We start from the raw sequence: 20,883 nt of genomic DNA on the forward strand, positions 1-20,883 counted from the left end.
TCAGATCGTCCTCTCCAGCACGACGAGGGAGCGGTCCGGCACCCGGATGGTGCCGCCCGCGCTGATCACCGTGGCGTCGTCCGGCTCGGGTTCGGCGGTGCTGATCACCCGTTCCCACTTCTGGCCGTACTCGCTGCCGGGCATGACGAAGTCCAGCGGCGCGTCGTGGGCGTTGAAGCAGAGCAGGAACGACGCGTCGTGGTGCTTCTGGCCGTACTGGCCGCGCTCGCGGATGCCCTCGCCGTTGACGAAGAGCGCCACCGAGCGGCCGAAGTCGTTGCCCCAGTCCTCGCCGGTCATCTCCCGCCCGTCCGGCGTGTACCAGGCCAGGTCGGGCAGCGGCTCGTCGATGCCGCGCCCGTTCACCGGCAGCCCGGTGAAGAACCGGCGGCGGCGGAACACCTGGTGTCGTTTGCGGAACGCGGTGAGCGTGCGGACGAAGTCCAGCAGTTGCTCGTCGGCGTTGTCCCAGTCAACCCAGGCCAGCTCGCTGTCCTGGCAGTAGACGTTGTTGTTGCCGCGCTGGGTGCGGCCCAGCTCGTCACCGTGGCCGATCATCGGCACGCCCTGCGACAGCATCAGGGTGGCCAGGAAGTTGCGCCGCTGCTTGGCCCGCAGGGCGAGGACCGCCTCGTCGTCGGTGTCGCCCTCGACCCCGCAGTTCCAGGACCGGTTGTGGCTCTCGCCGTCGCGATTTTCCTCGCCGTTGGCCTCGTTGTGCTTGTCGTTGTAGGACACCAGGTCGTTGAGGGTGAACCCGTCGTGCACGGTGACGAAGTTGATGCTGTGGAACGGTCGGCGGCCGTCGTCCTGGTAGAGGTCGGCGGAGCCGGAGATCCGGGACGCGAACTCGGCGAGGGTGGCCGGCTCGCCGCGCCAGAAGTCGCGAACGGTGTCGCGGTACTTGCCGTTCCACTCCGTCCACAGCGGTGGGAAGTTGCCGACCTGGTAGCCGCCGGGGCCGACGTCCCACGGTTCGGCAATCAGCTTCACCTGGCTGACCACCGGGTCCTGCTGCACCACCTCGAAGAAGGTGGACAGCCGATCGACCTCGTAGAACTCGCGGGCCAGGGTGGCGGCCAGGTCGAACCGGAAACCGTCGACGTGCATCTCGGTCACCCAGTAACGCAGCGAATCCATGATCAGTTGCAGCGAGTGCGGGTTGCGCACGTTGAGGCTGTTGCCGGTGCCGGTGTAGTCGACGAAGTAGCGGGGGTCCTCCTCGCTGAGCCGGTAGTAGCTCGGGGCGTCCACGCCCTTGAAGCTCAGCGTCGGCCCGAGGTGGTTGCCCTCGGCGGTGTGGTTGTAGACCACGTCGAGGATGACCTCGATGCCGGCGGCGTGCAGCGCCTTCACCATGCCCCGGAACTCCTGCACCTGCTGGCCGGTCCGGCCCAGCGCCGAGTAGCCGTGGTGCGGGGCGAAGAAGCCGATGGTGTTGTAACCCCAGTAGTTGCGCAGCCCCAGGTCGACGAGGCGGTTGTCGTGGATGAACTGGTGCACCGGCATCAGCTCGATCGCCGTCACCCCGAGCCGGGTCAGGTAGTCGATCATCGGTGGGGAGGCGATGCCCGCGTACGTGCCGCGCAGCTCCTCCGGGATGTCCGGGTGGCGCATGGTCAGCCCGCGCACGTGCGCCTCGTAGATCACGGAGTGGTGGTAAGGGGTGCGCGGCGGCTTGTCGTTGCCCCAGTCGAAGTACGGGTTGACCACCACCGACTTCGGCATGAACGGCGCCGAGTCGGTCTCCGACATCCGCTCCGGCTCGTCCAGGTCGTAGTCGTAGACCGCCGGGTCCCACTCCACGTCACCGTCGATGGCCTTGGCGTACGGGTCTAGCAGCAGCTTGTGCGGGTTGCAGCGCAGCCCGTTCGCCTGGTCGTACGGGCCGTACACCCGGTAGCCGTAACGCTGGCCCGGCTCGATGCCCGGCAGGTACGCGTGCCACACGTAGGCGTCGACCTCGCGCAGCTCGACGCGGCGCTCCGCGCCGGTGTCCCACTCGTCGAAGAGGCACAGCTCGATCCGCTCGGCCACCTCGGAGAAGATGGCGAAGTTGGTGCCCATCCCGTCGTAGGTGGCGCCCAGGGGGTACCGCTCGCCCGGCCAGACCTGCATGTCGCTCCTTAGACCATGGTTATGTGCGCACCGGCCGAGATCGCCCGCGCGCACGCAGGTAGTGCCCCCGGCCCGGACGCGCCAATCCATCCTTTCAGGCGGTGGGCGAAAACCGCCCGTCTGATGCGCGCTACACCGATCGGGTGTCCTCCGTCACGATGACCCTTTTCGAGATGCGTTCTCGGGTCCGATGCACTTTCCTTGACCGGGGACAAGCGTTCGCGCGTGCCCGCCAGGCCCTCGGCCACTCCTTACACCTCTCGCTCCGCCGCCACTGACGCCGGCGCGTACCACCATGCATGGACGGAGATTGATGTGACACTGCGGGTCGACGAGCAGCTCCCTGCCACCAAGGACCGGGCCCACCGGCCCACAGTGACCTCCCGGCCCCCCGCGCAGTCCGGTCCCACCGCGCAGCCCGGCACGCCCGTGCCGGCGCAGTCCGGCCCCGGGGTGCCCCCGCAGACCCGCCGCATCCTCATGCTGTCCTGGGAGTACCCGCCGGTGCTCGTCGGCGGTCTCGGTCGACACGTGCACGCCCTCTCCGTCGCCCTCGCCGCCGCCGGCCACGAGGTCACCGTCGTCACCCGCCACTCAGAGGGCGCGCCCCTGGAGGAGTACGCCGACGGCGTACGCATCCTGCGCGCCCCCGAGGACCCCGTCACCTTCCCCCTCGCCACCGGCTCGCTGCTGGCCTGGACCATGGCCTTCAACCACACCCTCACCCGCACCGCCCTGCGCGCCACCCAGGCCGGCTCCTACGACGTCATCCACGCCCACGACTGGCTCGTCGCGCACACCGCGATGACGTTGCGCGACCACCTGGACATCCCGCTGGTCAGCACGATCCACGCCACCGAGGCCGGTCGGCACCAGGGCTGGCTGCCGGAGGAGATGAACCGCACCATCCACGGCGTCGAGCAGTGGCTCAGCAGCGAGTCCAACCGGGTGATCGTCTGCTCCGGTTACATGCGCGACGAGGTGAACGCTCTCTTCGGCGTACCGGCCGGGCGGGTCGACGTGGTCGCCAACGGCGTGGAGCCACACCGCTGGCGGGTGCCCGCGCGTGCCGTGGCCGCCGCCCGCGCCCGCTTCGCCGGGAACGGCCCGCTGGTCACCTTCGCCGGGCGCCTGGTGTACGAGAAGGGCGTCCAGCACCTGATCGCCGCACTCCCCCGGCTGCGCGAGCGGCACCCCGGCCTGCGTGCCGTGATCGCGGGTGACGGCCCGTACCGCGCCGAGTTGGAGGCCGAGGTGCACCGCCGCGGCCTCGGCGGCATGGTCACCATGCCGGGCTTCCTGGGCGGCACCGACCTGCCGGCGCTGATGGCCGCGTCCGACTGCTTCGCCGTGCCGAGCATCTACGAGCCGTTCGGCATGGTCGCCCTGGAAGGCGCCGCGGCCGGCGCTCCCCTCGCAGTCGCCGCCACCGGTGGCCTCGGCGAGATCGTCGAGCCGGGCGTCACCGGGATGACCTTCCGCCCACACGACCCGGACAGCCTGACCGACGCCGTGGACGCGCTGCTGTCGGATGCCGACCGTTCCCGCGTCATGGCCCGCCGCGCCCGCCGGATGGTCCACGACCAGTACGGCTGGGCCGCGATCGCCCAACGCACCGCCGCCAGTTACGCCGCCGCCATCCACCACGACGCCGCGTTCACCGCCGAGCGCGCCGAGCAGCGGATGTCGCAGGGTCGCGCCCTTCCGGCGCTGCCCGAGGGCAACCTGCTCGCCGCCGCCGGCCTGCGCTGACCCTCGCCGTCCAGGCCCGATTCCGGCTCGGCCCGGACTCGGGCCCGGACTCGGGCTGGGCTCGGGCTCGGGCTTGGCTCGGGGCCTGGCTCGGGCTCGGGCGGGGTTGATCGACTCGGTTTTCTTGATGTCGGGGTGTCCCAGTGCTAGGGATGCCCCGACTTGCGGTTGATCGACTCGGCTTCCTGAAAGTCGGGGGGTCCCGGCACGAGGAACACCGCGCTTTCAAGGAACCCGAGTCGATCATGCCGGGACGGGGCAGCTCGGCGCGCGGAAACGCGGCAGGCCGCCGACCCGGAGGGTCGACGGCCTGCTGGCGAAGCGAGGAGCGGGTCAGCGCTCGCCGAAGGGGACGTAGTCCCGCTCGGCGGAGCCGACGTAGACCTGCCGCGGACGGCCGATCTTGGTCTCCGGGTCGTTGATCATCTCGCGCCACTGGGCGATCCAGCCGGGGAGCCGGCCGAGCGCGAAGAGCACCGTGAACATCTTGGTCGGGAAACCCATGGCCTTGTAGATCAGGCCGGTGTAGAAGTCCACGTTCGGGTAGAGCCGACGGGAGACGAAGAAGTCGTCGGCGAGGGCGATCTCCTCCAGCTCCATGGCGATGTCCAGCAGCGGGTCGGGCTTGGCCATCCGGCCCAGCACGTCCTGCGCGGCCTTCTTGACGATCGCCGCCCGCGGGTCGTAGTTCTTGTAGACCCGGTGGCCGAAGCCCATCAGCTTCACGCCGTCCTGCTTGTCCTTGACCTTGCGGACGAAGGACCGGACGTCACCGTCACCGGCGTGGATCTGCTGGAGCATCTCCAGCACCGCCTGGTTCGCGCCACCGTGCAGGGGGCCGAACAGCGCGTTCACGCCGGCCGAGACCGAGGCGAACAGGTTGGCGTTGCTGGAGCCGACCAGGCGGACGGTCGACGTGGAGCAGTTCTGCTCGTGGTCGGCGTGCAGGACGAAGAGCATGTCCAGCACCTTCGACATCACCGGGTCGACCTCGTACGGCTCCGCCGGCACGCCGAACGTCATCCGCAGCAGGTTGTCCACGTACCCCAGCGAGTTGTCCGGGTACAGCAGCGGCTGACCGATGGACTTCTTGTACGCGTACGAGGCGATGGTGGGGACCTTCGCCATCAGCCGGACCGTGGAGATCTCCACGTGCTCGGAGTCGAACGGGTCCAGGCTGTCCTGGTAGAAGGTGGACAGGGCGCTCACCGCGGACGAGAGCACCGCCATCGGGTGGGCGTCCCGGGGGAAGCCGTCGAAGAAGCGGCGCATCTCCTCGTGCAGCAGCGAGTGGCGCCGAATCCACTCGGTGAACTCGGTCAGCTGCTGCTCGGTCGGCAGCTCACCGTAGATGAGCAGGTAGGAGACCTCCAGGAAGGAGGACTTCTCGGCCAGCTGCTCGATCGGGTACCCCCGGTAACGCAGGATGCCCGCGTCGCCGTCGATGTAGGTGATCGCGGATGAGGCAGCGGCGGTGTTGACGAAACCGGGGTCGTACGTGGTCATCCCGGTTTCCTTCAGCAGCTTGCTCACCCCGATACCGGCGGGGCCCTCGACCGCGGGATGCACCGGCATCGACAGCTGCCCACCGGGGTGATCGAGCTTGACTTCCGTCATGTGGTTCCTCGCTTCGCCGGCAGATCTACGTTGAATTGCCTTCGCTTCTACCGTAATTGCGGCTCGGGGGACAACGCCCGCCGTGGTTCGGCGGTGAGGTATGCGTCACCCGATTCCCGACCGGGCGGCCGGGAAACCCGGTATCCCGTCAGACGGGACCGGACCGCACCGCCCCTGGGAGCCAGGCCGGACCGACCCCGGAAGCCGGGTCACGACAGGGTGAGGCGTCGCAGCGTACCGTCCGTCGCGACCTGGAAGACGTCGAGCTGGTTGGTGCCGGCGTGGAACAGCTTGTCGTCGGCGAGCAGCGCGGCGAACCGGCGTCCGCCGGGGTCGGCGGGCACCACCGGGACGACGGCCCCGATGCGGCCGTTGACGGCGACGGCGAGGAGGGTGCCGTCCGGGATCCGGTCCGGGACGTCGCCCCAGACGAGTGCCGGGAGGGTGCCGGTGTCCGGGTCCGTGGCGGTGAACGCGGCCAGGTCGGCGACCCGGGCGCTGCCGGCGGCCGGGCCGGCGCGTACCTCGGTGCCGACCAGGGGGTGGGGTGTCGGCAGGGGCGGCGGGGCGGGCACGCCACCGGGGAAGGTGACCGGTTCGCCGGGGCGGTCGTAGAAGTGCTTCGTACCGTCGGTGCGGGGGGCCTGCCGGGCGGAGCGGCCGTCGACCCGCCAGGGCAACCGGACGCCGGCCTCGTCGGCCACGGTAGGCAGCAGGTCGACGTGTTCCCAGTTGCGGTCGTCCACCCGGCCGGTCTGCTGCCGGGGTTCCTTGACGAACGTCGGCACCCAGGCGACCTCGCCGGCGGCGGCCTTGATGGCGTCCATGCCCCGGCCCTGCGCGCCGGCGCGGAAGCTGACCCCGTGGTCGGCGGTCACCACGACGAGGGCCTGGTCGTAGAGGCCGTTGGCGCGCAGCGTCCGCAGCGTCTCGCCGATCAGCCGGTCGGTGTAGCCGAGTTGGGCGAGGTGCCGCTGCCGGGCCAGGTCGACCCACCCGGCGCCGTCGTTGGGCAGGTCCTCGGGGGCGTCGTAGCGCGCCCCGGACGGCAGGTACGCCCACGGTGAGTGCGGCATCAGCAGGTGCAGGAAGTGCAGGGTGGGCCGGGTTGTCGGCTTCAGCCCGGCCAGGAAGCTGGTGAACCGGGCCGGTTGGTTGTCGTCCAGGCTGTCCCAGCGGAACTTCGGGTCGGCCGGCGCCGGTTCGGCGGCGTCCAGGCCGGCTTCGGCGCGGGTCTGCTCGCGGTAGGAGTCCTCCGGGTCGACGGCGCTCTCCGTCGGCCCGGCGACCCGGCCGAGCAGCTTGCCGGTCTCCCGGACCAGCACGCCGAGCCCCTGCTCCGGGGTGACCGGCTGCTCGCAGCGACTGGGCGGGCAGAGCCGCGTGATGCTCTCCTCGGCTCGGATGTCGTACAGGCCGCCGAAGGCGGTGAAGATGTTGTCCGGGTACTGCGAGTAGTGCGGGGCGACCGGCTTGGCCGGGTAGCGGCCGGTGAGCATCGCCGGCAGCGCGTTGGGCGTCCACCCGCTGACGCCGGTGGAGTTGCGGTACCAGGTGGAGCTGCCGGCCAGCTCGGCGAAGTGCGGGTACCGCCCGGCGTCGATCTTCCCGTCCACGCCGAGCAGGCTGACCAGTGGCAGCTCGTCGAGGATCAGCATGACCACCGGCGGGTGCACTGCCGAGCCCTGCGCGGTGCCGGCCGCACCGCCGTCGCCGCGCGGCAGGACCACCGCCGAGGTGGGCGAGGCGAGCAGGAAGAGCGCCACGAAGGCCACCGGCCCGGCGGCGGCCAGTCGCAGCACCCGGCCCGGCGCCCGCCACCGCCGGTGCGCGGCCGCGCCGGCGGCTCCGACCAGCACTGCCACCAGCAGCAGCGGTACGCCCCGAAGTGGCGTGACGTGTCGGCCCACCTGCACGGCGAGGGCGGCGATCAGCAGCCCGACCAGCGCGGTGTGGGTGAGGGCGCGGGCGGTCCGGCCGGCCAGTCGGCTGAGCGCGCCGAGCACTGCCACCGCGACTGTGGGGAGCACCGTCACCAGGGCGAGCAGCAGCAGGATCTGGGCCGGGTCGGCGCGGTGGAAGAGGAAGAAGTCGGGGCTGCGGCCGAGGACGTCCAGCAGTGGCTGGGTGACCACGAGACCGACCAGCGCGACGATCTCCAGCAGCCGGCCCAGCTCACCTCGCCAGCCCCGGTCCCACCGCGGTTCAGCCACCCATCACCGTCCGGTAGAGCGTGCGGGTGCCCGAGGGCAGTTCCAGCCGGTCGGTGATCCGCCCTCGGGCGGCGAGCAACGTCTCGAAGGTGTCGCGTCGGTAGTCCGGGAAGAGACCGGCCGGCTTGTTGGCCAGCAGCCGCGTCGCCATCGGGTCCTCCGGGTGGACGAACTCCACCACCACCGCGCCGCCCGGCGCGGTCAGCCCGGCCAGCCAGTCGATGACCTCCGGCAGCGGCACGTTGCGCCCGATCGCGAGGTGGTGCACCACGGCCAGGGCGAGCACCACATCGGCGGACGCCCGCTCGGCGAAGCCGGCCCGTTCGACGCCCCGCCAGCCGCCACCCGGCGAGGGGTCGGCCAGGTCCAGCACCAGCGGCAGGATGCGGCGCTGCCCCTCGGAGCGCAGCTGTCGGTACAGCTCGTCGACGACTGTGGGGTCCTGCTCGACGGCGACCACGTAGTCGGCGTGCCCGGCTGCGAGCCGGGAGTACCGGCCGTCGTTGGCGCCGAGGTCGAGCACCAGGCGGGGGCGGGTGCCGGCGGCGACCGCGACGGCCACGAACTGTTCCTTCGCCACCCGGTCGCGGGCCGAGTAGCCGCACGTTCGTTGGTAGTCCGACCAGTGGCTCTCGGGCGGGCGGCGGTCCAGCTTGCGGACCAGTTTCTCGATGCCGCGTACGGTGGCGAGCAGCAACTCCCGGGAGAAGCCGGCGGCCCGCAGTTGGTCGCGTACGTCGGTGGTGCTGGCGGCGGCGTTGCTCTGCTGCATGGCGCCGTGCAAATGCAGGTGGGTCAGCACGCCGGGGCGCAGCCGGCGGGCGCCGTTGAACAGTGGCCGCAACTCGTCGGCCTCGATGCCGTCGACCCGGGCGCGCAGCCACGGTTGGAAGTCGACGCCCAGGTGGGCGGTGAGCATCAGCGGGTAGAGCACGGTCTGGCAGAACTGCCGGTAGCCGGCCCACGGTTCGCCGTCCCGGACCGGCTCGAAGGAGCCGATGTCGATGAAGACCGGCTGGGCGCCGCGCCACTGGAGGTTGTACGCGGAGCCGTCCTTCGTGGTGAAACCCTCGCCGAGCGCGGCGGTCAGGATCTCCAGGTGCAGCAGGGCGGCGTCGCGCAGCATGCTGAACGACCACTCGTACGGGTGGGAGACGAACGGGATGCGCTCGTGGCGCAGCACGGCCGCCCACGGCGTTCCGGTCGCGGCCGGAACCAGGGCGGGCGGGGCGTCCTCGGTGGCGCAGACCTTGCGCGCGGCGACGAGCGCCGGGAAGAACGTGCTGCCGGTCAGTGCCCGCCAGTGCTCGGCGGCCTGGGGGTCCAGCCCGCGCAGCACCTCGTCGCCGACGTGGAAGACCCGGTTGGCGGGGTCGCGGAAGGAGGCCGGCTCCGGCCGTACCTCGGTGGGTGAGATCGCCATCGTCGTGGTTGGCCCGCTCAGCGCTGGTCGGTGGGTTGCCGGCGGAACCGGTCGACCAGCCGTCGCCAGTAGAGTTTCGCGGCGACCGCGGCGCCAGCCACCCCACCGACGACCGCCTGCACGATCAGGCTGCCGGACCCCGCGTCCAGGTAGGCCAGATGTTCCACCGATCGCTCCTTGCCCTCGCCGCCTCGACACCGGCGTCCCAGGGCGTACACCGATGAGGCTTTTGACCCAGAAAGCCGTACTTGTCCCTCACCGTACGCCGGTCGTCGTCGCTGTCGCGGGCACATCGGCGTACTCCCAGCCGCACCACAGAATGCGGCCGGGACGGCCGTCCACGCCGGTACGCTGCGCACGTGCCCTGGATGATCGTGGACGCGCCGCTGGACTCCTCCGGAGCCGGGCGCGGCGAGGAGCGGGCCCCGGCCGCGCTGCGCCGCGCCGGCCTGCGCGAGGCCCTGGCCGCCGACGACGACGGGCAGATCGACGAGGCGCGGTTGCGCGACCCGAACCGCGACCCGGCAAGCGGGGTGATCGGCGCGGCGGGCCTGGTCCGGGCCGGCGGCGCCATCGCCGCGCGGATCGGCGCGTTGATCGCGGACGGCCACCGGCCACTTGTGCTCGGCGGCGACTGCGCGATCCTGCCCGGCGTCTGCCGGGCCCTGCCCCCGGCGACCGACCTGTGGTTCGTCGACGCCCACCCGGATTTCCTCGACGGCACGACCTCACCGACCGGTGAGGCCGCCGACATGGATCTCTCGGTGGTCACCGGGCACGGCCCCGCCGCCGCTGTCGGCCCCGGCGGCGCGCTGATCGAGCCCGGCCGCGTCCACCTGCTCGGGCACCGCCCGGCCACCGACGAGAGCAGCCGGGTCGAGGCGGCCCGGATCGACCCGGCCATCCACCAGATCAACGCCGCCGAGTTGCGGCGCCGGGGCGCGGCGACGGTCGGCGCGAGCCTCGCCGCCGACGGGGACGGACCGGCCTGGCTGCACCTCGACCTGGACGTGGTGGACCCGCGAGACCTGCCCGCGGTGACCTACCCCGAACCGGACGGCCCGCGCTGGGCGGATCTGATCGCGCTGGTCACACCGTTGGCCCGCGCCGACCGGCTGCTCGGGATGAGCGTGACCGACCTGAACACCGACGAGGACCCCGACGGGCGGCACACCCGACGCGTCGTCGAGGTCCTCACCGAGATGCTGGTCGGCTGAACGGTCAGCCGCCGGCCGTTCCCTGTCGCGCGGTTCGCTCCGCCCACGCGTGCAACGCGTCGCGGTCGCCAGCGCCATCGAGGTTCAGCGCCGCCTCGATCAACGCGAGGTGGGTGAATGCCTGCGGGTAGTTGCCCAGCGCGGTGCCGTCGGCGTCGAGCTGTTCGGCGTACAGGCCGAGCGGCCCGGCGTACGCGCGGAGCTGGTCGAACAGCTCGGCGGCCTGCTCGCGTCGCCCGGCCAGGACCAGGGCGGAGACCAGCTCGAAGGAGCAGAGCAGGAACGCCCCCTCCTCGCCGGGCAACCCGTCGTCGGCCGTGTACCGGCGGATGAGCGCCGGGGCGATGGCGAGATCCCGCCGGATCCGGTCGATGGTGGCCACCACCAGCGGGTCGCCACCGGCGAGGAACCCGACGAGGGGCATCCGGAGCAACGACGCGTCGAGTTCGGTCGAGTCGTACGCCAGCACGAAGCTGCCGACGCCACGGTCGAACCCACGCTCAAGGACCTCGGCATGGACGGCGTCGCGTTCGCCGCACCACCGCTCGATCGGTGCGTCGTGGTCCCCGACCAGGTCGGCGAGGCGGACACCCCGGTCGAGGCAGACCCAGGCCATCATCTTCGAGTTGACGTAGTGCCGCAGTGGCCCCCGGATCTCCCAGATGCCATGGTCCGGCTCCCGCCACCGGGCGGCCATGGTGTCGACGTGCCGGCGCAGCACCTGCCACTGCGTGCCGGTCAACTCTCCGGTGAGCTGCTGGTACGACAGCGCGGCGTCGAGCACGTGCCCGTACGTGTCGAACTGGAGCTGGTGGGCGGCCTCGTTGCCGATGCGCACCGGCCGCGAGCCGACGTACCCGTCGAGGTGATCGAGGATCTCCTCCTCGCGGGTCACCCCGTGGATCCCGACGAGTGGGCTGAGGACGTCGCCCGCCCCGCCGCACGTGGTGAGCAGGAAGTGCAGGTAGCGACGGCCCTCCTCGGCGTGGCCCAACCGGAACAGGGCGAGCAGCAGCAACGCGGCGTCGCGGTGCCAGGTGTAGCGGTAGTCCCAGTTGCGGACCCCGCCGATCTCCTCGGGCAGCGAGGAGGTGGGCGCGGCGAGCAACGCGCCGGTCTCGTCGAAGGACAAGCCCCGCAGGACGGCGGCGCTGTGCCGCACCTGCTCGCGGCCGCGGCCGGTGTAGTCGGCGCGGTCCGACCACTCGCGCCAGGTACGGCGGGTCTCCTCCAGCAGGTCGGCGGGGTCGACCGCGTCGATGCGGCCCGGGCCGTAGCCGAGCAGCACGTCGACCGTCTGCCCCTCGTGCAGCACCGCCTCGGCCCGTGCGGTCGCGCCGTCGACGCGGAACGGCAACTCCGAGACCAGCCGCAGCCCGGCGTCGCCGGCCACCCACTGATCGTCGTCGCGGTGCCACTCGGCCGGACGGGAGCCGTACCCCGGGCGCGGCGTCACCTCGGCACGCACCCGCACCGACCCGGCACGCACGTGTAGGCGGCGCACCAACAGCTTGTCCGCACGGAACGGCTGTGCGGCATCACCGGCCTGTACGGCGAGGAAGTCCTGACCGACCGCGCTGCCACCGGCGGCGCGGTACACGCTCTCCACGACCAGGGTGCCGGGCAGGTACCGGCGGACCGGCGCGGCGTCAGCGGCGACGGAGAGGGTGAACGCGCCACCGACGCGACGGTCCAGCAGCCGCGCGAAGACCGCGTCGCCGTCGAAGTGCGGCACACAGAACCAGTCGACCGCGCCGTCCGCGCCGATCAGCGCCCCGGTGTGGGTGTCGGAGAGGAACGCGTACGAGTCGATCGGCGGCGTGTTCGCGGAGCCGAAGGCCGGCACGCGGCTCCTTACCCGGCGGGCCGGCACGGAAACGCGACTACCGGTCGCGCCGACGGGTAGTCGGCCGGATGCGACAGTTCGTCAACTGGTCCGGCAGCCTTTCGTTCACCCCGCGGGAGCTCGCCGAGCCGGCGGACGAGGACGCGGTACGGGAGTTGGTGGTGCGGGCACGCCAGGACGGAAGGACGATCCGCCCGGTGGGCTCCGGCCACTCGTCGAGCCCACTTGCGCGCACCGACGACATCCTGCTCAGCGTGGATCGGCTCGCCGGAGTCATTACCGAGGACGCCGATCGGGCGCGGGTGTGGGCGGGCACCAAGCTCAAGGCCCTCGGTGAGGGGTTGTACGACGCCGGCCTGGCCATGGACAACCTCGGCGACGTGGACTACCAGTCGATCGCCGGCGCGACCGCCACCGGCACGCACGGCACCGGCATCGGTTTCGGCAACCTGTGCACCCAGGTGACCGGCGTTCGCCTGGTCAGCGGCACCGGCGAGGTTCTCGACATCTCGGCCGACGACAACGCGGACCTGTTGCCAGCGGCCCGGCTGTCGCTGGGCGCTCTCGGAGTGGTCACCCAGGTCACCCTGGACGTGCAACCGCACTACGAGTTGCACCGCCGGGCGTGGTGCGCGCACATCGACTGGACCCTCGACCACCTGGCCGAATTGCAGCACACCAACCGCAACATGGACTTCTACTGGTACCCGCGCAGCGACGAGACCCAGATCCGCACCCTGAACCGTATCGACGGGGGCTCCGACGTGCGGGTCTGGGCCGCGCCGCGGGTGCCGGACTCCGGCCCGTGGGGCGCACCCCACGAGATCCGGTCCGGTCCAATCCACCGCACCATCCCGCAGGAGCGGGACCTGCGGTTCGAGGAGATCGAGTACATGCTGCCGTCGGAGGCGTTCCCCGCCTGCTTCGCCGAGGTCCGGCGGCGGATCCTGCAACGGCACCGCACTGTCGTCGGCTGGCGGGTACTGGTGCGCAGCATCGCCGCCGACGACATCTGGTTGAGCAACGCGTACGGCCGGCCGACCACCACCATCGCCTGCCTCCAGAACACCTCGCTGCCGTACGAGGACTACTTCCGGGACATGGAGGCGGTCTTCCGGCAGTACGGTGGCCGGCCGCACTGGGGCAAGAAGCACTGGTTGACCGCCGGTGACCTGCGGCCCCTCTATCCGCGCTGGGACGACTTCCGGGAAGCCCGCCGCCGACTCGACCCGGACGGGGTGTTCCTCAGCCCCGACCTCGCCCGGCTGCTGGAGGAGAGCCGATGACCGAGATCGGCGCCCGCGTGTGGGTCGTGCCGGGCGGGCACATCCCGTTCCCCAGCAACGGACCCGAACCGGCCTTCACCAGCTTCGACCAGATCTGCGTCCTCAACACCACCGACACCCGCGCCGACATCGAGCTGCGCATCTACTACGAGGACAGCGAGCCGGTCGGCCCGTACGCCCTGACCGTCGACGCCCGGCGGGTACGCCACGTCCGGCTCAACGACCTGATCGACCCGGAAGCGGTACGGCTCGACCGACCGTACGGCTGTGTGTTGCGCTCCACGGTGCCGGTGGTGGTGCAGTTCCTGCGCCAGGACACCCGGTTGCCGGGAGTGGTGGCGCTGGCCGCGACCATGGCCCATCCGGCGTGACAGCGCGGACAGGTTCGGCCGCCGGCCGCACGGGGTAACCGCGACCATGAACGCGACGGCCGGGGCGCCCGGCGAGCGAGCGGGGCCGGGCAGCCTGCGTTCCCGGATCTCCGCTGCCCGCCGGGCCGGCTACCGCCGTTTGCAGACGTACCTGATCGTGGGATTCCAGGCTGGTCTGGCCGCCGCGCTGTCCTGGCTGGTGGCCCGCGAGATCCTCGGCAACGCGGAGCCGACGTTCGCGCCCGCCGCGGCCGTCGGCGTGATCGCGGCGTCCCTCGGCAGTCGTGCCCGCCGCACCCTGGAGCTGGTCATCGGGGTGGTGCTCGGCATCGGTGCGGGTGACCTGCTGATCCGCCTGTTCGGCACCGGGCCGTGGCAGACCGGCGTGATCGTCTTCCTGGCGATCACGGTGGCGTTGCTGGTGCGCGGCACCGGCGCGTTGGTGACCCAGGCCGGCGGTACGGCGGTGCTCATCGCCACCCTCACCCCGACCGCCCCCGACCTGGAGCTACCCCGGACGATCAACGCGCTGATCGGCGGGGCGGTGGGCCTGTTCGTGGTGCTCGTGCTCCTGCCGATCAACCCGCTGCGGACCGTACGCCGGGCCGCAGACCCCGCCCTGGACCTCTTCGCCCGGGAGATGACCGCCTCGGCGGAGGCGCTCGCCGAGGGGAACATCGAGCGGGCGAAGGAGGTGCTGTCCCGGATGCGCGCCGCCGAACCCGAACTGGACCGGCTCAGCGAGGTGGTGACCGCCGCCGACGAGGTCGTCCGGCTCTCCCCCGTGCGGTGGCATCGACGGAGGGCCCTCGGCGCGTACCGCGGTGGGGTGACGCACATGGAGCGGGCCTTCCGCAACAGCCGCGGTCTGGTCCGCCGGATCGTCACCACACTGCACGACGAGGAACCGGTGCCACCCGACCTGCCCGCCGCGGTGGAGCACCTGGGAGAGGCCGTCCGGTTGCTGCATCGGGAGTTCCTCGCCGCGCGGGAGCCGGTGCAGGCCCGCGAACGGGCGCTGCACGCGGTCCGCGAGGCTGGCGCGGCGTGCCGGCAGGGCCTGGGCTTCTCCGGAACGATCGTGGTCTCCCAACTCCGTACCGCCGTCAACGACCTGCTCCGGGCCACCGGCGTGCCCCGCGACGAGGCACGCCGGCTGGTGCGCCGGGCCGCCGCCGGCTGAGCCCGCTCGGCAGGCGCGGCGGGCTCAGCCGGCGGTGGCGGCCTCAGGTGTGCCGGTGGTGCATGCCCAGGCGCAGCAGCACGAAGCGCAGCACGGTGGCGGCCAGGTTCGCGGCCACCAGCACGGCCAGCTCCACCGGCCGGGCGGGTGCGGCGTGCGCCGCGTGCAGCACTGCCAGCGACCCACTGGTCAACGCGAGGCCAAGGCCGAAGGCGAGCAACCCTTGCAGGTGGTGCCGGCCGGCGTGCCGCCGCCCGCTGATGCCGAACGTCAACCGCCGGTTCGCGGCCGTGTTCGCCACCGCGGTCAGCAGCAACGCCAGCAGGTTCGCTGGCTGCGCGCCGAGCGCGCCCCGGGTGGCCACGAAGAGCACCAGGTACGCGAGGGTACTGGCCACCCCGACCGCCGCGAACCGGACCAGCTGCCGGGGCAACCCCACCGGCACCTGCCCCGGCGCCCGGCCGAGCTGCTCCGGCCGCGTGGTCAGCGGCGCCCGGCCGAGCTGTGCGCGCAAATCGGCCAGGGGCAGCGCGCCGGTCAGCAGCGCCCGGCCCAGCCGGCCCACGCCGCGCAGGTCGGCCAGGGCGGTGGCGACGATGTCGACGCGGCTGTCCGGGTCGTCGACCCAGTCCACCGGCACCTCGTGGATGCGCAACCCGGCCCGCTGGGCGAGGACCAGCAGCTCAGTGTCGAAGAACCAGCCGGTGTCCCGCACCAACGGCAGCAGCTCGACGGCCACGTCGGCGCGGATCGCCTTGAACCCGCACTGCGCGTCGGAGAACCGCGCCGCCAACGCCCCGCGCAGCAGCAGGTTGTAGGCGCGGGAGATCACCTCCCGCTTGGTGCCGCGCACCACCCGGGAGGTACGCGCCAGCCGGGTGCCGATCGCCAGGTCCGAGTGGCCGGAGATGAGCGGCGCGACCAGCGGCAGCAACGCCGCCAGGTCGGTGGAGAGGTCCACGTCCATGTACGCCAGCACCGGCGCGGACGACGCCGACCAGGCGGCGGAGAGTGCCCTCCCCCGCCCCTTGGCGTCCAGGTGCAGCACCTCGACGCCGGGCAGCTCACCGGCGAGGCCGTCGGCCACCTTCAGGGTGTCGTCGACGCTGGCGTTGTCGGCGATGGTGATCTGGAACGGGTACGGGAAGTGCGCGCTCAGGTGGTCGTGCAGTCGCCGTACGCACGGCCCGAGGTCGACCTCCTCGTTGTAGACCGGGATCACCACGTCCAGCACGGCGGCGGTGGGTCGGGCCCGGATGGCGGCCCGTGGCCCGCCCAGCGTGTTCACGACGCCTCCGCACCGGCGCTGAGGTCGTAGACGGTGACCCCGTCGACTGTCTGCGCCGTGAACGTCTCGGCGACCCAGGCGGCGATCTCCTGGGAGGCCGAGCTGCCGCCGTTGGCCCGGAAGCCACCACCACCGACGAAGTAGTGGATCTTTCCGTCGGCCACGTACCGCTGGAACTGCGCGAGGGTCGGCGACGGGTCACTGCCGTTGAAACCGCCGATTGGCATCACCGGTTCGCCGGTGGCGAGCTGGTAACCGGACGCGTTGTTCGAGCCGATGGTCGCGGCCACCCAGGTGTAGTCGGCACTGTCGCGCTCCAACAGCTCGCGCAGTGCGGTGCTGGGCTCGCGAGCGTCGAGCAGCCCACCCATTCCCCCACCGGCCGTACGCCCCTGGCCGCCGGGGACCTGGCCGCCGCCCGGGAAACCGGGCACGCCGTTGCGGCCGCCGCCGGGGAAACCTGGCCCCTGACCGCCGTTGCGGCCCCCACCGTTCTGACCGCCGCCGTTCTGGCCGCCGCCCGGGAGTTGGCCGCCCTCCGGGAAGCCGCCCGGGAACTGGCCGCCGCCGGGGAGTTGACCGCCGGTCGGCAGTTCCATGCCGCCGGGCGGTCGTCCGCCGGGGAAGCCGCCCCGGCCGAACCCGCCCGCCACGAACGGGCCGGCGCTCGGGATCGACCCGGTGTGCGGGGTGGCGGCGGTCTGCACCGCGTACGCCACCGGGCCGGCGAGGGCCGCCGCCGCGCCCAGGCCCAGCACCACCGGCACCAACCGGCGGGGCAGCCGGGTGACCAGCAACAGCAGCGCCGCACCGACCAGGCCGGTGACGAGCACGGTGGTCCGCAGCCACGGGTACCAGTCGGGGCTGCGACCGAGCAGCACCCACGCCCACCAGACGGTGACCGCGAGCGTGCCGGCGAGCGTCGCCGTGGCGGCGAGTGGACGCCACCGCTGCCAGCGTGTGCCGACAGCTTCGGCGGACGCGGGCAGCAGTCGGCGTTGCCGCCAGAGCAGTGTCACGCCGATGCCGACCAGGGCACCGATCGCCGGTGCGAGCGCCACCGTGTAGTAGGCGTGGAAGATCCCGGACATGAAGCTGAAGATCAGGCCGGTGATCAGCAGCCAGCCGCCCCAGAGCAGCAACCCGGCCCGGGGGCGGTCGGTGCGGGCCGCCCGCCCGGCGAGCAGCAGGCCGACCACCAGCAGGATCAGCGCGGCCGGCAGCAGCCAGGAGACCTGACCACCGATCTCGCCGCCGAACATCCGCAGCACGCCGTTCTGCCCGGAGAACGGGCCACCGCCGCCACCCGGCCGCGCACCACCGCCGCCGACGCTGCCGACCTCCTCGCCGGTGATCCGGCCGAGGCCGTTGTAGCCGAGCGTCAACTCCAGGATGCTGTTGCCCTGCGAACCGCCGATGTACGGGCGGGCGCTGGCCGGCACCAGCTCGACCAGCGCCACCCACCAGCAGGCGGAGACCACCACCGCCAACCCGGCCAGCAGCAACTGCCGCACCCGCCGCCACAGCCCGGTCGGCGCGGCCAACAGGTAGACGCCGGCGAAGACCGGCACCACCAGGAACGCCTGCAACATCTTGGTGAGGAAGCCGAAGCCGACCAGCACACCGACCAGCACGATCCACCGGGTGCTGGCCGTCTCCAGCGCGCGCACGGTGGCGTACGCCCCGGCGACCAGCAGCAGGACCAGCAGCGCGTCGGGGTTGTTGAACCGGAACATCAGCGTCGCCACCGGGGTGACCGCGAGGACCGCGCCGGCGATCAGACCGGCGGCCGGCCCGTACCAGCGCTTCACCGTCGCGTGGAGCACGCCGACCGAGGCGACCCCACAGAGCGCCTGCGGCACCAGCATCGCCCAGCTGTTCAACCCGAAGACGCGCACGGACAGGGCCATCAGCCACAGCGACGCGGGTGTCTTGTCGACGGTGATGGAGTTCGCGGCGTCCGACGAGCCGTAGAGGAACGCCTTCCAGCTCACCGAGCCCGCCTGCACGGCCGCCGCGTAGAACGAGTTCGCCCAGCCGGACGCGCCCAGGCCCCACAGGTAGAGCAGGCCGGTGGCGAGCAGCAGGATCGCCAGCGCGGGCCGGGCCCAGGCCGGCGAGCGGCGCGTCGGCGGCGAGTGCTGGTCGGGGCGGGCGGCCGGCGGCGGCTCGGGTGCGGCGGGTGCCGTCAGCAGGGTCTCTGTTCTGTCCATGCGGCCAGCCTCGACGGCCGGGCTGGCGCGACCCCGTGCGCCGACTATGCGTCAGCTGTGGGATTCGGCAGCCGGACGGTGAACATTGTCCGACCTGGACGGCTGTCCACCCCGACCGTGCCGTGGTGGGCCTCCACCACCGCCGCGACGATCGCGAGGCCGAGGCCGGTGCTGCCGTGCGCGCGGGATCGGGAGCTGTCGCCCCGGGCGAACCGCTCGAACATCTCCGGTTGCAGCTCCGCCGGCACCCCCGGCCCGTCGTCCGCGACGGTCAGCACGGCGCTGGCGGTGTCGACGGCCAGTGTGGTGGTGACAGTGCTGCCGGGCGGGGTGTGCACCCGGGCGTTGGTGAGCAGGTTCGCGACCACCTGGTGCAGCCGGGCGGCGTCGCCCGGTACCTGGATCGCCACCTCGGGCAGTTCGAGTTGCCAGCGGTGTTCGGGACCGGCGACGTGCGCGTCACTGACCGCGTCCACCACCAGGGCGGTCAGGTCCACCGGTTCGACAGCGAGCGGCCGGCCGGTGTCGAGGCGGGCCAGCAGCAGCAGGTCGTCGACGAGACTGGTCATCCGGGTGCTCTCCGACTCCACCCGGCGCAGCGCGTGCGCCACGTCGGCGGGAACCTCGTCACGGCCACGCCGGGCCACCTCGGCGTAGCCGCGGATCGCCGCGAGAGGCGTCCGCAGCTCGTGGCTGGCGTCGGCGACGAACTGGCGTACCCGTGTCTCGCTGGCCTGCCGGGCGGAGAGCGCGTCGGCGACGTGGCCCAGCATCCGGTTCAGCGCCGCGCCGACCTGACCGACCTCGGTGCGCGGGTCGGTGTCGGCGGCCGGGACCCGGACGGCGAGCGCCACCTCCCCCCGGTCCAGGGGCAGCTCGGTGACGCGGGTGGCGGTGGCGGCCACCCGGTTGAGCGGTCGCAGGGTCGCCCGCACGATCAGCGCGCCCGCCACACCGGCGAGCAGCAGCCCGACGGCGGCCACCCCGACCTGTGCGGCGACCAGCGCCCAGACGGTCTCCTGGACGCCGGAGAGGGGGATCGCGACGACGCGTACCCGCCCGTCCCAGTACTGGCGGGCAACGGCCCGGTAGTCACCGCGATCGCCGAGGTCGACGGTGCGCGGTCTGGCGTCGACCGGTAGGTCCGCCAGCACGGCGACCTCCCCCACCGGGACGGACTGCTCGTCGGGGAACGGGTCGGCGCTGGAGGCGCTGTTGGTAAGGGTCCGGGCGCTGGCCACGCGGCCGTCGGTGATCTCGGCGACCACCGCGCCGGACGGCAACCCGCGCGGGATACCCGGTCCGTTGCCGGGAAACGCCGGCCGTCCCGGCCGGTCGCCCCGCATGGCCGTGGCGGGGGCCAACTGGGCGTCGAGCCGGTCGATCAGGAAGTGCCGCAGCGCCACAGTGGTCAGGCCACCGATGGCGACGCTGACCAACGCCAGTAGCGCGAGCAGGGCGAACACCAGTCGGGTACGCAGGGAGCGCCCGGCCAGCCACCGACGGGCGGCGCGCAGCGGGTGGCGCCTACTCGGCGGGTTTGAGGACATAACCCGCGCCGCGCAGCGTGTGGATCATCGGCGCGCGGCCGGCGTCGATCTTCTTGCGCAGGTACGAGATGTACAACTCCACCACGTTGGCCTGGCCACCGAAGTCGTAGTTCCACACCCGGTCGAGGATCTGCGCCTTGCTGAGCACCCGGCGCGGGTTGCGCATCAGATAACGCAGGAGCTCGAACTCGGTAGCCGTCAGGGTGACGAGCTGGCCGGCCCGCCGAACCTCGTGGCTGTCCTCGTCGAGGCTGAGGTCACCGACGGTCAGCACCGCCTCCTCCCGGGCCGCGATCGCCAGCCCGGAACGGCGCAGCAGCGCGCGCAGCCGGGCGATCACCTCCTCCAGGCTGAACGGTTTGGTGACGTAGTCGTCGCCGCCGACGGTCAACCCGGCGATGCGCTCCTCGACAGCGTCGCGGGCGGTCAGGAAGAGCACCGGCACGGTGGGGGCGTGCTCGCGCAGCCGGCGCAGCACCTGGAAGCCGTCCAGGTCGGGCAGCATCACGTCGAGCACCACGGCGTCCGGCTGGAACTGTCGGGCGGTGCCCAACGCGGCCATGCCGTTGCCGGCGGTGCGGACCTGCCAACCCTCGTAGCGCAGGGCCATCGACAGCAGGTCGGTGAGCGTGGGTTCGTCGTCGACCACCAGCACCCGGACGGGTTCGCCGTCGGGGCGACGCAGCTCGATCCGGCTCGGCGCGGCCTGCCCGTTCATGACCATGGGCCCCATGGTGGCCGCCACGCCTGTGCCGCGCCCCTGCGGAAGCTGTGCGCGAGCTGTGCGGCCGGGCCGACGCGACGCC

At 72.4% G+C, this 20,883-nt stretch carries 15 protein-coding genes; 5 read left to right on the forward strand and 10 right to left on the reverse strand.

Annotated features, from left to right (window positions below; genetic code table 11):
- Complete coding sequence (gene glgX / locus GUI43_RS06925; RefSeq protein WP_112698361.1) at positions 1 to 2,118, reverse strand: glycogen debranching protein GlgX; 2,118 nt, start codon at positions 2,116 to 2,118, stop codon at positions 1 to 3.
- Positions 2,119 to 2,598: 480 nt separating this feature from the next.
- Here glgX and GUI43_RS06930 point away from each other — a divergent pair, with 480 nt between their 5' ends.
- Positions 2,599 to 3,870 (forward strand): glycosyltransferase family 4 protein, encoded by a 1,272-nt coding sequence (locus tag GUI43_RS06930; RefSeq protein ID WP_225855447.1) that lies wholly within the window; start codon positions 2,599 to 2,601, stop codon positions 3,868 to 3,870.
- Positions 3,871 to 4,203: 333 nt separating this feature from the next.
- Here the strand turns inward: GUI43_RS06930 and GUI43_RS06935 are convergent, their stop codons facing one another.
- From GUI43_RS06935 to GUI43_RS33770, 4 genes are all read right to left on the reverse strand, one after another.
- The gene (locus GUI43_RS06935) at positions 4,204 to 5,487 is read right to left on the reverse strand and encodes a citrate synthase (RefSeq protein ID WP_112698363.1); all 1,284 of its coding nucleotides are present in this window, start codon (positions 5,485 to 5,487) and stop codon (positions 4,204 to 4,206) included.
- 209 nt (positions 5,488 to 5,696) lie between these two features.
- Positions 5,697 to 7,700, reverse strand: a complete 2,004-nt coding sequence (locus tag GUI43_RS06940) for a sulfatase-like hydrolase/transferase (RefSeq protein WP_112698364.1) — start codon at positions 7,698 to 7,700, stop codon at positions 5,697 to 5,699.
- Entirely contained in the window at positions 7,693 to 9,123 is a 1,431-nt protein-coding gene (locus tag GUI43_RS06945; protein ID WP_112698365.1) for a class I SAM-dependent methyltransferase, read from the reverse strand. Before GUI43_RS06945 ends, GUI43_RS06940 begins: the two co-directional genes overlap by 8 nt.
- 17 nt (positions 9,124 to 9,140) lie before the next feature.
- A complete protein-coding gene (locus GUI43_RS33770) occupies positions 9,141 to 9,290 on the reverse strand; it encodes a hypothetical protein (protein ID WP_165947858.1) in 150 nt (49 codons plus the stop codon).
- A gap of 201 nt (positions 9,291 to 9,491) precedes the next feature.
- Here GUI43_RS33770 and GUI43_RS06950 point away from each other — a divergent pair, with 201 nt between their 5' ends.
- Positions 9,492 to 10,340: an arginase family protein gene (locus GUI43_RS06950; RefSeq protein WP_112587600.1), complete on the forward strand. Its 849-nt coding sequence runs from the start codon at positions 9,492 to 9,494 to the stop codon at positions 10,338 to 10,340.
- A gap of 4 nt (positions 10,341 to 10,344) precedes the next feature.
- Here the strand turns inward: GUI43_RS06950 and GUI43_RS06955 are convergent, their stop codons facing one another.
- A complete protein-coding gene (locus GUI43_RS06955; protein ID WP_112698366.1) occupies positions 10,345 to 12,186 on the reverse strand; it encodes a glycoside hydrolase family 15 protein in 1,842 nt (613 codons plus the stop codon).
- A gap of 68 nt (positions 12,187 to 12,254) precedes the next feature.
- Here GUI43_RS06955 and GUI43_RS06960 point away from each other — a divergent pair, with 68 nt between their 5' ends.
- Genes GUI43_RS06960 through GUI43_RS06970 form a run of 3 tightly spaced genes read left to right on the forward strand, consistent with a single transcriptional unit; the run spans position 12,255 to position 15,026 of the window.
- Positions 12,255 to 13,472: a D-arabinono-1,4-lactone oxidase gene (locus GUI43_RS06960; RefSeq protein WP_112671318.1), complete on the forward strand. Its 1,218-nt coding sequence runs from the start codon at positions 12,255 to 12,257 to the stop codon at positions 13,470 to 13,472.
- A complete protein-coding gene (locus GUI43_RS06965; protein WP_112698367.1) occupies positions 13,469 to 13,843 on the forward strand; it encodes a sensory rhodopsin transducer in 375 nt (124 codons plus the stop codon). Before GUI43_RS06960 ends, GUI43_RS06965 begins: the two co-directional genes overlap by 4 nt.
- Before the next feature lie 46 nt (positions 13,844 to 13,889).
- The gene (locus GUI43_RS06970; RefSeq protein WP_112698368.1) at positions 13,890 to 15,026 is read left to right on the forward strand and encodes an FUSC family protein; all 1,137 of its coding nucleotides are present in this window, start codon (positions 13,890 to 13,892) and stop codon (positions 15,024 to 15,026) included.
- 43 nt (positions 15,027 to 15,069) lie between these two features.
- Here the strand turns inward: GUI43_RS06970 and GUI43_RS06975 are convergent, their stop codons facing one another.
- From GUI43_RS06975 to GUI43_RS06990, 4 genes are read right to left on the reverse strand one after another with little or no spacing between them, the layout of a single operon-like run.
- Positions 15,070 to 16,314: a glycosyltransferase gene (locus GUI43_RS06975; protein WP_112698369.1), complete on the reverse strand. Its 1,245-nt coding sequence runs from the start codon at positions 16,312 to 16,314 to the stop codon at positions 15,070 to 15,072.
- Complete coding sequence (locus GUI43_RS06980) at positions 16,311 to 18,527, reverse strand: ArnT family glycosyltransferase (protein ID WP_112698370.1); 2,217 nt, start codon at positions 18,525 to 18,527, stop codon at positions 16,311 to 16,313. The genes GUI43_RS06975 and GUI43_RS06980 overlap by 4 nt, the downstream gene beginning before the upstream one ends.
- Positions 18,528 to 18,571: 44 nt before the next feature.
- Complete coding sequence (locus tag GUI43_RS06985; protein WP_112698371.1) at positions 18,572 to 20,077, reverse strand: sensor histidine kinase; 1,506 nt, start codon at positions 20,075 to 20,077, stop codon at positions 18,572 to 18,574.
- Positions 20,055 to 20,795 (reverse strand): response regulator transcription factor, encoded by a 741-nt coding sequence (locus tag GUI43_RS06990; RefSeq protein WP_372494781.1) that lies wholly within the window; start codon positions 20,793 to 20,795, stop codon positions 20,055 to 20,057. The genes GUI43_RS06985 and GUI43_RS06990 overlap by 23 nt, the downstream gene beginning before the upstream one ends.
- Positions 20,796 to 20,883: the final 88 nt, after the last annotated feature.

Origin of the sequence: Micromonospora noduli (genome assembly GCF_003264365.1) — a bacterium.
Lineage (GTDB): Bacteria > Actinomycetota > Actinomycetes > Mycobacteriales > Micromonosporaceae > Micromonospora > Micromonospora noduli.

Excerpts from the sequence above, each read along its gene's own strand:
- glgX (WP_112698361.1), bottom strand. The coding sequence starts at position 2,118 with ATGCAGGTCTGGCCGGGCGAGCGGTACCCCCTGGGCGCCACCTACGAC.
- GUI43_RS06930 (WP_225855447.1), top strand. The coding sequence starts at position 2,599 with ATGCTGTCCTGGGAGTACCCGCCGGTGCTCGTCGGCGGTCTCGGTCGA.
- GUI43_RS06935 (WP_112698363.1), bottom strand. The coding sequence starts at position 5,487 with ATGACGGAAGTCAAGCTCGATCACCCCGGTGGGCAGCTGTCGATGCCG.
- GUI43_RS06945 (WP_112698365.1), bottom strand. The coding sequence starts at position 9,123 with ATGGCGATCTCACCCACCGAGGTACGGCCGGAGCCGGCCTCCTTCCGC.
- GUI43_RS06950 (WP_112587600.1), top strand. The coding sequence starts at position 9,492 with ATGATCGTGGACGCGCCGCTGGACTCCTCCGGAGCCGGGCGCGGCGAG.
- GUI43_RS06960 (WP_112671318.1), top strand. The coding sequence starts at position 12,255 with ATGCGACAGTTCGTCAACTGGTCCGGCAGCCTTTCGTTCACCCCGCGG.
- GUI43_RS06965 (WP_112698367.1), top strand. The coding sequence starts at position 13,469 with ATGACCGAGATCGGCGCCCGCGTGTGGGTCGTGCCGGGCGGGCACATC.
- GUI43_RS06970 (WP_112698368.1), top strand. The coding sequence starts at position 13,890 with ATGAACGCGACGGCCGGGGCGCCCGGCGAGCGAGCGGGGCCGGGCAGC.
- GUI43_RS06980 (WP_112698370.1), bottom strand. The coding sequence starts at position 18,527 with ATGGACAGAACAGAGACCCTGCTGACGGCACCCGCCGCACCCGAGCCG.
- GUI43_RS06985 (WP_112698371.1), bottom strand. The coding sequence starts at position 20,077 with ATGTCCTCAAACCCGCCGAGTAGGCGCCACCCGCTGCGCGCCGCCCGT.
- GUI43_RS06990 (WP_372494781.1), bottom strand. The coding sequence starts at position 20,795 with ATGAACGGGCAGGCCGCGCCGAGCCGGATCGAGCTGCGTCGCCCCGAC.